Consider the following 14,050-nt stretch of genomic DNA (forward strand, 5'->3'; position numbering starts at 1 on the left):
GGAGAAGGACATGGCAAAGAAGCGTGCTCTTTTTGCCAGCTTGCTTACCTCGCGATTTCGTGATAGGCCCGATGCCATTGCCATTCGCGTCTCTTGGACAAATCCCAACACCATTAAACTCTGCTGCCCGGCACGTATGGAGCCGTGGAACATGAGCCGCATTGCCCTGATGGTGTGGCATGAGGCACGCAACGACCTCGGCGAAAACTGCTCTATTACCATATTTCATACCTACATAAGCCCTGGTCTCATCAAGGTGGGAGAGTTGCAACCTATGCCCCAAAACCCAAACCGTGCCGAGGTGAAGTATAATTTTCATGTAACCGCAAATCAACTCTGGTGAGGCACCTTGGAACCGGATAATCGGCAGACGTGTGAACCGCTTGGTGAAGTGGTAGAAACCAGCACCATCGCTTTCACCGCCCAGTGCCACCCTCCACGCCTGCACGCTCCGCCTGAGGTAGGCACTTTTGTGCGCATATTGCCTCCCGGCGCTTCGCCTGCTGCCGACAGCGATTCCTCCATCGAAGACCCCTTTCTCGAGCCGGAAGAGCAGATTGGCCATGTTGCAGCGCCACCCGAGACACTATATGCGGTGGTGGTAGAGGCCTACACCACCGGTGCCGATCCGGGCCGAAAGGCAATGGCTTACGGTTTAGATGAGGAGAGTCTGCGGGCAGAACAGCCACAGATTTTTCATCTGCTGACCACCGAGTTCCGTGCCGTCCATTTGGCGGTTCAAGGCCATAACCAGAAGCTGCGCGGCGGCCCGCCTGCCGTTCCCCCACGCCTGCACGCCTTTGTCTATCCCTGTACCCAAACCGAGTTCTATGCTCTCACCGAACTGCCCGATCTGCCACGACGTCTGCTCTTCTTGCCGGAAATAGCTCTGCCAGACCCTCTGATCGTGGCCTGCCTCCGAAAGGCTTACGCGCAGCGTGGTAACGACTTCGACTTTTTGGTGCGCATGGGCAAACAGTTCGCCGTTCTCTTAAGAGGTGATGCCGACCGGCTTAACGCACTGTTGCGCGATCTAGAGCCTTAAAACTCCGCGGAGCCGGGCGTTCGTGGAAACGGGATAACATCACGAATGTTCTTCATGCCGGTGAGATAGAGCATGAGCCGTTCAAAACCAAGCCCAAAACCGGCATGAGGCGCGCTGCCGTACTTCCTCAACTCCAGATACCACCAGTAGTTCTCTTCCGACAGGCCGCAATCTCGAATGCGCTGAAGCAGCACGTCATAACGCTCCTCGCGCTGGCTTCCTCCGATGATTTCGCCGATGCGAGGGGCAAGAACATCCATGGCACGTACCGTGCGACCATCCTCATTCACCCGCATGTAAAACGCTTTAATCTCTTTGGGGTAGTCGGTTACGATCACAGGGCGTCGAAACACTTCCTCCGTAAGGTAGCGCTCGTGCTCGCTTTGGAGGTCGGCGCCCCAATGCACCGGGAACTCCCAGTTACGACCGCTTTTTTGCAGAATCTCTATCGCTTCGGTGTAGCTCACATGGGCGAACGAGCTTTTGACAACGTGCTCTAACGTCTCTAACACCTGGGGATCGATCCGCTTATTAAAGAATTCAAGGTCGGGCAAGCTTTCATCCATCACTTTTGCGATAATCGCCTTGAGAAACTCCTCTGCAAGGGCCATGTCGTCTTGCAGATCGCAGAAGGCCATCTCCGGTTCCACCATCCAAAACTCGGCCAGGTGTCGGGGTGTGTTAGAGTTTTCGGCACGAAACGTGGGGCCGAACGTATAGACGTTGGTAAAAGCGAGCGCAAAGATTTCCGCTTCAAGCTGCCCACTTACCGTGAGATAGGCCGGTTTCCCAAAGAAGTCTTGGGTGAAGTCTATCTCGCCGATTCGAGGTCCCTCTCCATAGCGAGGGAGGTTCATGAGGTCTAGCGTCGTAACACCAAACATGGCGCCTGCCCCCTCACAATCCGACGTCGTAATGATGGGGGTGTGCACATAGAGGAAGCCACGCTCCTGGAAGAAGTCATGAATGGCTTTGGCAAGGGCGTTGCGCACCCGAAAAACGGCGCCAAAGGTGTTGGAGCGCGGGCGTAGATGAGCGATCTCCCGCAGAAACTCCATGGTGTGCCCCTTTTTTTGGAGCGGGTAGGTCGCCGGGTCTGCAGGGCCGTACACCAAAATCGCTTTAGCCTTTAGCTCCACCGGCTGTCCTGGTGCAGGAGACGGCACCAGGTCGCCCTCCACACGAATGCACGCACCGGTAGTGACCTGCTTGAGAACGCTCTCTTCAACCGTCCCTTCCTCGATAACAACCTGTAGGTCGGCAAAGCAGGAGCCATCATTTATCTGCACAAAGTGGATGCCTTTGCTATCTCTGCGCGTTTTAACCCATCCGTGCGCTACCACCGGCCGTCCAACATCGCCGGCAAGAATATCGCGAATATACTCCCCCTTCCGAATCATCTCTGTACGCTTTTCCTTTCCCGCCTTTTTAGGTTCATGTTACCTCATTCCCACCTTCTTCATCGAGACTGCGTTCCTTTGTAGTTGGCTTGAAGAATGATCAATTTTCAAATTGCTAGCAATTAGAAATTTTAAATAATATTTTTCACAATAGCAACTCATATCATTAGAGATGTTATTCTGTTCAACCCATGTTACGTCCCATAGGCGCGAGGTGAGGCCTGGTAACAAAACACAGGCAAGAGGCAGCCTCTTGCCTGCTGTCGGGCGCGTAATAGCATTACAGTTGAAAAATAGTGTCGCTGATAGAGACACATTAAGGATGAATAGCCTAGTATCTACTATTACATCTCTACTGCTTTTAGTATACGTGACTGGCTTCTCATTTCTCTGCGTAAATCGCCTTATTTCAATCTATCTGCATACGTTTCCTGTGACGAACTACTTATCCTCCCAATAGGGCAGATAGAACGTCTTTTGCCCTGGATGCTTGCGTTTCCACGCCTCCCAACAGGACTTGGGCACAGCGACGTTGATGTTGTTTAAACTAAAGTTCGTTTGCGCGGTTACGTAGGCCGAGGGGCCTTTTTTGATCAGGCTGTACATGTACTCGTAGACATCAATGACCTGCATGTAGTGTTTAAGGGCGTAGAGCAGCACGCAGTACTGTTGGCAGGCATCGAGATTGTTGGGCATCAGCTTGTAGGCCTCCTCCGCATATCTCAAGGCTGCCTTCAAGTCTCCACAATAACGAGAGTCCGGCGGTGCACTGATAAACCATCCTCCACTTGCTGCTTCTTCCCCTTCAGCATTCAGCGTCTCTGCTAAGTAGAGTATCCCCCCTAACTCTTGATAACCTATCTCCCTAAAGTGCTCCCGCAATCGCTGGGCATAGTAGCCAAAGGTAAATGGCAGAGAGTTGCGGACTAACCAACTCTGTAAAAAATAGTCCCGCGCCTGCACATATTCCCTCTGCTGATAGTAACATATCGCTAGGTCTAAATCGATCCCGTACACAGAGTTGTTCCCTACCTGAATAGTCCCACTGCAAATCGCGTCTTTCGGCCAAGTGTGAATTTGCGCAGGCGTCTGATACTGCTCACCCCCATACGTGTACTCCCAATGGTAGCTTTTCGCCTCGGCTAACAGCCTCTCCCCCTCTGCTATCGCCTGAGCATACTTGCCCTCCAAAAACAGAATATGAATGGCATAGCCATGCCCAAACCCCGATAAGCCTTTGATGTAAGAGACCAGTTTGTCCAGTTGCAGCTCAATCCACCGCTCCCGTTCGCCGCCGACATCGAATACGGACTTCGCTTCTGAGGCATGCGCCTGAAGCCAACCGTCTATCTCCTCTATCACACTCGGACCTGACTCTGCCAGCGTTTTCTGCAGTAGGCTCTTGTCCTCTCCAATCTGGATAAGGGTACGACATAAAGACAAAGCCTCGGCATAGCGCCCCTGGTCAAGACGCGCTTGCAACGTCTGCATATAGGGGTCATACCGATATTTCAGCCCGTTTAAGGCCGCCTCTACTACGGTGCTTTGAGCCGGGAGTGTGAAGCGCGGGGGTTGGGCGTTGGCCTGAGAGCCGAGAAGCCCCAGAACACCTAGAACAAGGAAAAGTTTTGAAAGACTCGGTTGGGTTGGTTTCATGGGTGTATCTCCTCTTCATGGGGATTAGGGAATGTTCGTGGAATGGCTATCAAGCAAGAGTGCATCTGTATTCCACAGGTATTTAAGGTTGAATTCAGGGTTTTGCCAGTTAGGTGGGAAAGCAGGGTAGGTAAACACGTTGAGCGTAGCGGGGCTGTTGAGGAAGGAGGCATTCCCAGAGAAGACGGAAATCGTGGGGGTAAAGTAGATAAAGAGTGTGACGGCACCCGTGTCGGAGGAGGTGATAAATTCAGTGGGGGTCTTCACTTGGTAGGTATAGGCCGCGCCGACGCTCATTTGCCCTGAAGAGGGATCAAAGCCGATAGTGCCGTTAGCGGGGGTAAAGGCGGCTGTTAAGACAGGTGGAGCAGGCTGATCAGGACTAGGTGGTGAAGGCGGGTCAGGCGGTCTGAAACCAATGTAGCGGCTTTGAGCCGTGACGGTTTTGGTAGTGCTTCCATCATCCCAATGGGCTCCTTGAGGAACGGTGAGGTCTACGGTACATTGGACAATCCCACTCGTGGGCACTTTAGGGTAAAAGGTTAACGTGCTTTGGGTAAGGTCTTGGTTGGTGAGAAGGATGAGCTGAACGGTTTGGGGTTTATCAATGTCGTTATAGAAGAAGTCGGTCAATTTCCACTGTTTGAAAGGTTGGCAAGCGTTGGCAGGTGTCCAATGGTAGTTGCTCGCCGTTAGGTCGCTCGGATACGTTAAGCTACAGTTTACCTGCTGACCAATCAGGTACTCCGGCTGCGTGTTTAGGTTAATGCCGCTGCCTCCTAACACTACCATCAACGGAGAAGGGGACGCCGTAAACTGCACTACCCCTACAACCACCCCGTTTGGAGTAGCACTCGCGCTCACTTTGGGGCTGCACTGCACCGAAAAGCTCTTTAAAGGAGCCCCCAGTGTATCTGATTGGCGTATCTCGTAACGTACCCCCTGAGAAATTTGCCCAGGACGAGTCGTCGCTTGAGCGGGGTCGCCAAAACCGTCATCCGCACTCCCGCTATACTGCACATTCACGCCTCCTCCATTGGCATACCACTGAGCAAGACACGTTTCCTTTATCACCACAGCAGGAGGAGCCACCGAGGGGTCGCCGGGGTAGTCTGGTACCCAAGTAAAGGTCGCAGTGATGGTGCCAGAACAGGTCACTTGGCTGGAACCCATAGAGCCTCCGTAAGGTCCGTTGCCGGTATAGGGCTGCCCGTTGACGGTTCCACCGGAGTAGGAGACGGTGTAATGGCCGGCGTAGGCCTGTGGGGGGAGAAGGGTGAGAGTGGTGAATGCCAGCAGGGTCACGAGGGTGGCTCGAAGAACGAAATAAACTGCTTTAGGTTTAGGCTTGGCAGGAGCAGGATTTAGCCGTGTAACACGGGGGGGGAGGCAGACAGGCCGAGACGGCTTCGAGAGGAGCCAAGTAGAGACGAACACGTTTTCATTGTTTGAGCAGAGACCTCCTTGTTTATGCATGAGCTGACAGAGTTGTTGTAGGCACAGTTGGAGAGATAAGTCGGCATTGTGCATACTACGATACATATTATAACAAACCATGTAGGGATAGTCAAGAGATTTTTTGATGTATTGGAAGACGTATAGCGAACACCTGTGATACTGCCATTTCTCCAAGTCTGGGGAGTATTCCGAATGCCCGTCCACAGCTTGCAAAACTCTTCGTTTTTGGGATAAGGTATCTTCTAGTGCTTTGGAAAGAGAGGATGCGATGCAAGCCGAAAAGGTAACAACGGTAGAGATAGGAGAAGTGCGCATAGGGTCGCCCGCACAACCGCTCGCGCTGATCGGAGGCCCTTGCGTAGTGGAGAGCCTAGAGCTGTGCTTGGAGGTCGCCCGAACCGCCAAGCAGATAACTCAAGAATTGGGCATGGGCTATATTTTCAAAGCGAGCTTCGACAAAGCAAACCGAACCTCCAAAAACTCTTTTCGAGGGCATGGTTTAGAAAAAGGCCTTGAAATTTTGGCAGCGGTAAAGCGGGAAGTGAACGTTCCTGTGCTGACCGACGTTCATGAAACGTGGCAATGCGCCCCGGTGGCCGAGGTGTGTGACGTGCTGCAGATTCCGGCATTTCTTTGCAGACAAACCGATTTGGTACTCGCTGCCGCCAACACCGGCAGGGCAATTAATGTGAAAAAAGGGCAGTTTTTGGCCCCGTGGGATATGAAGAACGTGGTAGAGAAGGTTCTTTCTACGGGCAATAAGCGGCTGTTGCTTACCGAACGCGGGGTCTCTTTCGGCTACAACACGCTGGTGGTTGACATGACGGGGCTGCCACAGATGCGGGCTTTGGGCTTTCCTGTGGTGTTCGACGGCACCCACAGCGTGCAACGCCCAGGGGCTGCTGCAGGGGGGACGGCGTCGGGTGGCCTTCGAGAATATATCCCTCATCTCTCTCGTGCTGCTGCCGCCGTAGGGATTGATGCGCTCTTTCTTGAAATTCATCCAGAGCCGGAAAAAGGCCTTTCCGACGCGGCAACCATGCTTCCTCTAGCGCAGCTAGAACCGCTCTTGCGGCAGGTGCTTGCCATCCATCAAATTGCTCACGGAGTGCGCTGAGCGAACCAATCGGCATCCGCCTCCCACAGGTTTAAGACGGATGGCGGTGATGTCACGCCCTTTTCGAGGTCTCGTCTTCTAAAAGTGTGCAGTGAAAACTGCCGAACATTGCGAAAGGAGGCGAGATGCCATGAGATATGCGAAACAAGGTTTGGCCGGCGTGTTAGCGCTTTCCAGCATGGTGGGGGTCTTGATGTTCCCTTCCAAAGCGCTGGCCAGCGAGGAGGGGCGACGCAACACCACCTATGCGCTTGGTGCCGCTGCTGCCACCCTGTTGCTAACCCAACACAATAAGACGGCGGGCATCCTCACCGGCCTTGCTGCGGCCTATGCCTATAAACGGTGGAACGACTCCATTACAGCCCGGCATCGCCGAGAGGGCTACTGGGATCACCACTACAGGTACCAGCCACGATATTACCACGCCCCCTACCGCCCAGAGCGCTGGGACCCCGACTACGACGGTGATAACGATGACTACCGCCCGATAGCTTGGCACCACGACAACGGAAAACACCTCGGATGGTACAAACACGGGCGCATTCCACCCGGCCATGAGCGGTGGGATCACGACCACGATCGTGACGATCGCTAACCTCTGCACCTATAGCGATACAACCGCTAGCTCTTGCGCGGGATGATGCGGAGGCCCAGCTCTATTAGCTGGGCCTCCTCGACTTCTGAGGGCGCCTCCATCATCGGATCGTAGCCTAGCCCCATTTTCGGAAAAGCAATGACCTCTCGGATGTTGGGTTCATCCAAAAGATTCATGATAAGCCGATCGATGCCTGCAGCAAACCCACCGTGCGGCGGCGCCCCATAAGAAAAGGCCTCCAACAGATGCCCAAAACGCTCATGCTGTTGCTTCCTATCGATGCCCAAAAGGTCAAAAACCTTCTGTTGGATGTCGGCCCGATGGATTCGAATGCTGCCAGAAGCCGACTCCTGTCCATTGCAAACGAGATCATAGCACTGGGCGCGTATCCTGGAGGGGTCGGTATCGAAATAGGGTAGATGCTCCTCGTAGGGCATTGTGAAGGGATGATGCTCGGCTTCCCACCGCTGCTCCTCCGCATTCCACTGCACTAAAGGAAAGTCGGTTACAAAGCAAAACGCCAACACATCCGGGTTACGTAGCCCACAGCGCCTTCCAATCTCCAACCGTAGTCGAGACAGCGACTCCGCCACGATTTGGGGGTTGGCATCGGCCACAATGCAGAGCAGATCGCCGGCTTCCGCCTCGCACAACTGTAGCAAGCGTTGCATTTGGTCGGCAGAAAAGAACTTGGCGATGTTAGATTTTACGCCCTGTGGGGTCGGTTCCTGGACGGAGATCGTAGCTAGCCCCTTAGCCCCGAACTCCTTAACAAACTCTCCCAAAGCCTCTTGCTCTTTCCGCGAGAGCTGTGCCCCTTGCGGATAGCGTACGGCTTTTACTTGCCCGCCGGCCTCTATGGCCGCGCGAAAAACGCCGAACTCCGTCTCTTGAGCTAGCGGTGTAAGGTCGCAGAGGGTGAGGCCGAAACGAAGATCGGGTTTATCTGTCCCGTAAAGTCGCATCGCCTCATCGTAAGTAAGGCGCGGGAAGGGACTGGCAAGCAGTCGTTTTTCGCTAAGCTGCTGCACAACGGCCGTCATCACCTTCTCGATAACCTGCAACACATCTTCCTGCGTTACAAATGACATCTCCACATCGAGTTGGGTGAATTCGGGTTGACGATCGGCCCGCTGAGCCTCATCGCGAAAGCAACGCGCAATTTGAAAATAGCGCTCGCATCCGGCAACCATCAGCAGCTGCTTGTACTGCTGTGGCGACTGCGGCAGCGCGTAAAATAGGCCCGGTTGCAGCCGATAAGGCACCAGAAAGTCCCTTGCCCCTTCAGGAGTGGATTTTGTGAGAATGGGTGTTTCGATCTCCAAAAAGCCCTCGGCATCCAACAGATCGCGAATCAACTTCACCACACGATGGCGAAGCTCCAAAATGCGCATCATTTTGGGACGCCGCAGATCGAGGTAACGATGCTTTACGCGCAGCGTTTCATCCACCGAGCGCATTTGGTCTTCATCGTTGAGAGGAAACGGCAGGGTCTTCGCCGTATTAAGTATCTCGATCTGTTGTGCGGCGATCTCAACGTTGCCTGTAGCAAGCTTGGGGTTCTCCGTGCCAGGCTTACGCAGACGCACCAGACCACGAAGGCTCAGCACATATTCGCTTCGCAGGGCATTTGCCGTTTCGATGAGATGGGGCGCATCGGAACGGTCTACGACCACCTGTACAAGGCCGGTGCGATCTCTTAGGTCAACGAAAACGAGATCGCCAAAGGTACGCACACGGTGCACCCAACCGTTCAAAACAACCTCTTGCCCTACATGATCTTCTCGCAAAGCCCCACACGCTACGGTGCGCTGCCAATAAGCCACGAAAACCCTCCTGTAACCTCTCTCGATTTTTAGGCATAGACGCTTTGCCATATCGGCAAAACGTTATCCTTAAAAGGATTGTGGTTCATTTTACCCCTTACCTCTTGTCTCTATACGTGGTACCAGGGCAAAGCTGCCGCATTCAGGCCGCGCGGTAGTTTACGAGCGGTTGCAACGTTGGAACAGATAGAATGCGGGCGCTGCTAGGGGATGCGCCGGATCGTGCCACACATGAAGAAGACGATAGTGACTTTCCAAGCGCTCGACCAATGGAAGCGTTCGCTCGTAACGTAAAAGCGTTTGGTACTCTCCAGCACGCAGTAGCACGAAATCCGGCAGAAAGTGGCTCCAGAGGGCATGGAGCGGCGAGGGATAGCGCCTTGAATAGAAAGGCAAAACTTGCGGCGAGACCAGCCCAACGGTATCGAGTACACGCAGGCCGCTGAAGTAGCCGATATAGCCTATGGGTTCCAGCATAAGGGTTTGGTAAGGCTGCGCGTGTGTATGAAGCCAAACCCCTATAGGCAAACGCAGCCTCTGCTCGGCCGTCTGCGCCTGTTTCAGGGAATGATAGGCGTAGGGCACGGTGATAGCGCCCAGCAGCAGGCTTGCCAGAGCTATGGCAACCAACGGCGAAAGGCGGACACGTTGGGGAAAGAGGCGTGCGCCGAGCGCAAACCAACCGAGCATGCCCCATAGATAAAAGAGAGGAGAGGGTGGCACAAAGTACCATCCGAAGAGGAAAACAGGGGAGAAAGCCATTGCGGCATAGTAGGTAAGCATCCAAAGTAGAGAGGCTAACAGCTTGGCATTTTGCAAGCGAAGGGTGGTCTCTCTATGAACGAAGCCCCAAACCGCCTGTAAAACGGCGAGCGTGCAACCCGCACTCATGCATCCCTCGAAGGGATGCAAAAACATATGACTTAAGAAAGGCCTAAGCTGAGGAAACCGCCCTGCATACTCGCGAGAATATACGATTAGCTTCGCCGGGACTGATGTGGGGATAACCGAACCGAAATAGACGGTCGCAAAGGCAAACCAGGGAAGAACCGTTAAGCCAAACAGAAGTAGCCCCTTCCATGGAAAACAACGCCGGCGTAAGAGCGAGTCGCCCAAAAGGAACAGAGCCAGCACACCCCCATCAATGCGCAATAGAAGCAGGAGAGCAGCGCAAAACCATGTTGCAAGCTCCTTTTCCAGTATCTGCCAGAGAAAGCTCCATACGATGGCAGCAGCAACTGCCCCCACTTCCATTCCCCGTGTGGCCCAGGTAAGGTTGAGAGGAAAAAAGGCTACAGCCCATGCAGCTCCTAAACCCACCCCAGGCCTGCCCACCGCTCTCCCGATTCGGTAGACGCCGAAGGCTGTCAATAGATCGCATGCAATGCCTAAGAGCTTCCCTCCCAGCAAGGCATTGAGATGAAGACGAAACAACAGGGCAAGCCAGAGGGTGTATAAAGGCGTCGTTGTCCCTAAAACATGCTCTCCGGGATTATAGACAAACCCCATGCCGTGTGCAATGTTGGCGGCATAGCGCAGGGTAATGTAAACGTCTTCTTCGGTGGCACCGGTAAGCAAGAGAGGGATGCGTACCAGAAGGGCGACGCTAAGCAGCAAAAGCAAAGTAGTCGCGTAGGGATCGCGAGAAATGGTTTTGAGGCGATTACATAACGCCATAAGCGACCCTAGCTGTTTACTTTATCGCGAGGAGTGGACAGCGACGCTAGTGAGAAGGGAGAGGAAACCTCTTGAGAGGACGATGGGGCTACAAACGGCCAGGAGAACTGAACAGCAGCACGCACGATAAGCCTTCCTGGCTCGCAACGAATATCTTGGAGGGCGAGGGGAAAGGGGAGGCTGTTCAAGTTAAGAATAGGCAATTCATTAATTAGGCGCTCTATATGATGAACCGCCATCTCCGGCAGTGCAAAGCCGGCACGTACCGACTTCAGTTCCACACGAATCTGGGTTGTGCTTGCGATAACGGGCACCACTTCAGCAGTGAACGGCACGGGGAGATTCGATAAAAAAGGAAGGTAGGGATTCTTTTGAGCGGGCAGGAACTTCCCATCAACGCTCGCCTTGCCGGAAAGTAGCTTTATTTGCAGTTCGCGTACCGGCGCGCTCGGCGGTGTAAAATTGTGAAGAAGCGAGTTTAAAGTAACTTCTGAGAGTATAAGCCCAATGGAGGTAAGGTCTGCGGATATCTGCGGCTTCAGACCTGCTGCTTGATCAAAGTGCGCGGTGCCAAGATCAACGGTCACCTCATCCACATGGAGCGCTCCGGGCAGTTGCGGAAGCTGCAAGGTAACGTTATGCAGACGTACCTGGCCGTCTGTACACCGGAAACTTATCACATCACCCACGCCATACCTTCCCTATGCAAGTGCATTGAGGCTATTTTAGCACATGAAACCGCTTAAAGCCGTATACTGAGTTATGCGAACGCTTGCAAGGATTACGCAGATCTTGATCGCGTTTCGCCTCTAGTCTCGCCTCAACCTACGAGGGTCTAACTAGCCGACTATCAGACGTTCGTCCTCTCTATCGGGCGAATAGCGTGAGCGAAACCGAAGGATGGCCGCTCCAAGTCCTCCAACGGCCACAATGGCGATCAATAAAATTCCTATAGGTGAAAGCCCGAAGATACTTAGCAGGAGATTTGCAAACACCAAGAACGTGATGCCGGCGACCGCTTTACGTGGCCAGTTGGTGAGATAGGCAGAATACTTCGGAAAGCGTTCTACAATCTTATCCATCAAGGCGGCCGATCCACAAAGCCAACCCACCCCCAGACTACAGAACATCAGCAGCGCCCAAGCGACGGCGAGGGGAGCGATGTAGAGCTTATAGCTATAGCCGATAGCGCACAGGCTTCCCAAGGCTACCCCAGTGCAGAGCAAGATAAGCAGACCACCTATTCCTCGTCCCATCGCCTCACGTGGTCTATCCAAAAGGGTGAGACTGACGTTTTGTGCCCATCGTGGGGCCAGACCTGCGAGAATGCCGGTTCCCAAAAGACCATAGAGCCACAGCCCAAGCAGTGCCAGGGGTCGGGCAAGTGACGTCGCTTCGGCATCGGCAGGGGCGTGATAAGTCGAGATCGTGTTGGTGAGTGTGGGTGATCCTGTCGGCAGGTAACTACCTGTCTCGTCCTCGGTCACTATGTTGGCTCCAATAAGCGGCGACTCCTGCTGCAAATCGGAGCTTTCAGCTTCACTTAATGTATAGCCTTGGCCGGAATTCGACTTAAAAAAGCAGGTGACTTTCAGATTTGGTGTCGGACGAAATGTTTTCAGCGGTGTTGTCTTCTGGGCCGATTCAAAGATCGCGACCTTGCGTACAAAGGCTTTAGGAGAGATTTCCAGGGTAGTGGGGCCTTGAAAGAGCTTGATCGTCCCATCGACTCGGGCGCCTGGTGCCACGATAACGCGCGGGCACTGATAGGCATAGATATCTTTGAGGATATGGCCCTCTATTAACAGCGATTGATGGAGCGCTTTAAGCTGTTCCTCTTTGGCATTGGCAGGTATGCGAAGCAGAGCGGGATGAAGGTTCTGTGGGTTCTGTCCCCAACAGGGCAGTATAAAGAGGAGATTCAGCAGAATGGACAGGGAGAGGATCGTTTTTACGCGCATCGCTACATTCCTCCTCGCCAGAGTGGACGACGCCGATGACGCATCAATGCCGCCAGCACCGCCAAAAGGGCTACATCAAAAAGAACCCCTACCAGCTCTGTACTTCCTCCCTCCTGCCAGATATGGAGGAGGGTATCGAGCGAAGCAGCCAATGACTGCAGCACGTTAGCGACCAGCCAGCCAAACAGGGGAACTGAGCGCATGGAAGCGGCAAACTCGCGCAGCATTTGGACACCCATCTCCAGGTTTGCGCCCAACACCAGCCGCCCCCATGTGCTCGCAATGAGGAAAAGGAAGATACCCGAAAAAAGCGCTGCAACGAGCAGACCGTATCGGCTGAAGGTCTCTTTGGGAGCTTGAGAGTAGCTTTGAAGTTGACGCGTTGCTTCATGGGTGAACTCGTCGCAGGTGTCTTCGGGAGCAACAACGGGGGGCGGGAGAAACTGCAGGCGCCTTAGAACTTGATCAGAAAAATCCGATGGCGGGTCAAGCACCGGCAGCTCTTCAAGGCACATAACCACCTGCTGCATCTGCGCGAACTCTTGTGCGCACCGGGTGCAGACGGCTAGATGCACGTTGAGCGCGACGGCCTGATCGGGTCGTAGCGAGCCGTCGTTCTCAAGCAGTTCCGGCAGATAGCGGCGAACTTCTAGGCAAAGCGCCTCGTTTACCGAAACTTCAGAATGGGTACGATAGAGCGGCTTTTGCCCCTGTGGTTCTTGCTGCTCATGAAATTGATGTTCCATCATTTTATCTCTAATGCCGTGGCTAACCGTTCGCGGAGCATCTCTCTGGCACGAAAGAGATGGGTTTTCACCGTGCCGGCAGGGATATCTAGCGTCTGTGCGATCTCATCTACACTCATACCCTGGAGATGGCGCAGAATGACCACCGCTCGGTAGCGAGCAGGCAGCGTGTTAATGGCATGTTGTACCACCTCCTGCGTAGCATTGCGCATCGCCACGCATTCTGGGTCTGAGGTGCGAGCCTCCGCCGCGGGTTCACGGCCCTCTTCCAATTCAGAATCAAGAGAGAGCGTCCCTTTTGACTTTCTTGACCGCAGCAGGTCAATGCAGAGGTTGGAGGCGATCTTAAAAAGCCATGTCAGAAAGCTTGCATCCTTCCGAAAGGAGTGCAGCGATTGGAAGGCGCGCAGGAATGTTTCTTGACTAATGTCTTGAGCATCCTCTGCATTGCCCATCATTCGGTAGGCGAAGTTATAGATTTGGCGCTGGTAACGCTTTACGAGTTGATCATAAGCGGACCAGTCCCCACACAGCGTACGCTGTACGAGGTCGGAATCCTTTTCTTCCAC

13 protein-coding genes are annotated in these 14,050 nt (G+C 53.8%); 4 read left to right on the top strand and 9 right to left on the bottom strand.

Annotated features, from left to right (window positions below; genetic code table 11):
* Both VKV29_RS13470 and VKV29_RS13475 read left to right on the top strand, forming a co-directional pair.
* Nucleotides 1-343 (top strand): hypothetical protein (locus tag VKV29_RS13470; protein WP_324201832.1); only part of this gene is annotated, 343 nt, incomplete at its 5' end.
* Nucleotides 344-349: 6 nt separating this feature from the next.
* A complete protein-coding gene (locus VKV29_RS13475) occupies nucleotides 350-1,045 on the top strand; it encodes a hypothetical protein (protein WP_324201833.1) in 696 nt (231 codons plus the stop codon).
* Here the strand turns inward: VKV29_RS13475 and asnS are convergent.
* The 3 genes from asnS to VKV29_RS13490 all read right to left on the bottom strand — a co-directional run bounded on the left by asnS (nucleotide 1,042) and on the right by VKV29_RS13490 (nucleotide 5,406).
* Entirely contained in the window at nucleotides 1,042-2,445 is a 1,404-nt protein-coding gene (asnS, locus tag VKV29_RS13480; RefSeq protein WP_324201834.1) for an asparagine--tRNA ligase, read from the bottom strand. The two genes, VKV29_RS13475 and asnS, sit on opposite strands and share 4 nt — an antisense overlap.
* A gap of 441 nt (nucleotides 2,446-2,886) precedes the next feature.
* Nucleotides 2,887-4,101 (bottom strand): hypothetical protein, encoded by a 1,215-nt coding sequence (locus tag VKV29_RS13485; RefSeq protein ID WP_324201835.1) that lies wholly within the window; start codon nucleotides 4,099-4,101, stop codon nucleotides 2,887-2,889.
* 24 nt (nucleotides 4,102-4,125) lie between these two features.
* A complete protein-coding gene (locus VKV29_RS13490) occupies nucleotides 4,126-5,406 on the bottom strand; it encodes a hypothetical protein (RefSeq protein WP_324201836.1) in 1,281 nt (426 codons plus the stop codon).
* 421 nt (nucleotides 5,407-5,827) lie between these two features.
* On the opposite strand from VKV29_RS13490, the gene kdsA reads away from it, so the two are divergent.
* Nucleotides 5,828-6,676, top strand: coding sequence for a 3-deoxy-8-phosphooctulonate synthase (gene kdsA, locus VKV29_RS13495; protein ID WP_324201837.1), 849 nt, complete (start codon nucleotides 5,828-5,830; stop codon nucleotides 6,674-6,676).
* Between the two features lie 130 nt (nucleotides 6,677-6,806).
* Nucleotides 6,807-7,271, top strand: a complete 465-nt coding sequence (locus VKV29_RS13500) for a hypothetical protein (RefSeq protein ID WP_324201838.1) — start codon at nucleotides 6,807-6,809, stop codon at nucleotides 7,269-7,271.
* Between the two features lie 26 nt (nucleotides 7,272-7,297).
* Here VKV29_RS13500 and aspS read toward each other — a convergent pair whose 3' ends face one another.
* The 6 genes from aspS to VKV29_RS13530 all read right to left on the bottom strand — a co-directional run.
* On the bottom strand, nucleotides 7,298-9,097 hold the full coding sequence (gene aspS, locus VKV29_RS13505) for an aspartate--tRNA ligase (protein ID WP_324201839.1): 1,800 nt from the start codon (nucleotides 9,095-9,097) through the stop codon (nucleotides 7,298-7,300).
* Nucleotides 9,098-9,256: 159 nt separating this feature from the next.
* Nucleotides 9,257-10,774: a hypothetical protein gene (locus tag VKV29_RS13510; RefSeq protein ID WP_324201840.1), complete on the bottom strand. Its 1,518-nt coding sequence runs from the start codon at nucleotides 10,772-10,774 to the stop codon at nucleotides 9,257-9,259.
* 8 nt (nucleotides 10,775-10,782) lie between these two features.
* Nucleotides 10,783-11,463, bottom strand: coding sequence for a DUF2993 domain-containing protein (locus VKV29_RS13515; protein WP_324201841.1), 681 nt, complete (start codon nucleotides 11,461-11,463; stop codon nucleotides 10,783-10,785).
* Between the two features lie 150 nt (nucleotides 11,464-11,613).
* On the bottom strand, nucleotides 11,614-12,735 hold the full coding sequence (locus VKV29_RS13520; protein ID WP_324201842.1) for a hypothetical protein: 1,122 nt from the start codon (nucleotides 12,733-12,735) through the stop codon (nucleotides 11,614-11,616).
* Nucleotides 12,736-12,737: 2 nt separating this feature from the next.
* Nucleotides 12,738-13,484 carry a hypothetical protein gene (locus VKV29_RS13525; RefSeq protein ID WP_324201843.1) on the bottom strand — a complete coding sequence of 249 codons (747 nt, stop codon included), beginning with the start codon at nucleotides 13,482-13,484 and terminating at the stop codon, nucleotides 12,738-12,740.
* Nucleotides 13,481-14,050: sigma-70 family RNA polymerase sigma factor (locus tag VKV29_RS13530; protein ID WP_324201844.1), on the bottom strand; the 570-nt coding region annotated here is incomplete at its 5' end. The genes VKV29_RS13530 and VKV29_RS13525, both read right to left, overlap by 4 nt.

The sequence above is a fragment of the Chthonomonas sp. genome, assembly GCF_035294165.1.
In the GTDB taxonomy this organism is placed as follows: domain Bacteria; phylum Armatimonadota; class Chthonomonadetes; order Chthonomonadales; family Chthonomonadaceae; genus Chthonomonas.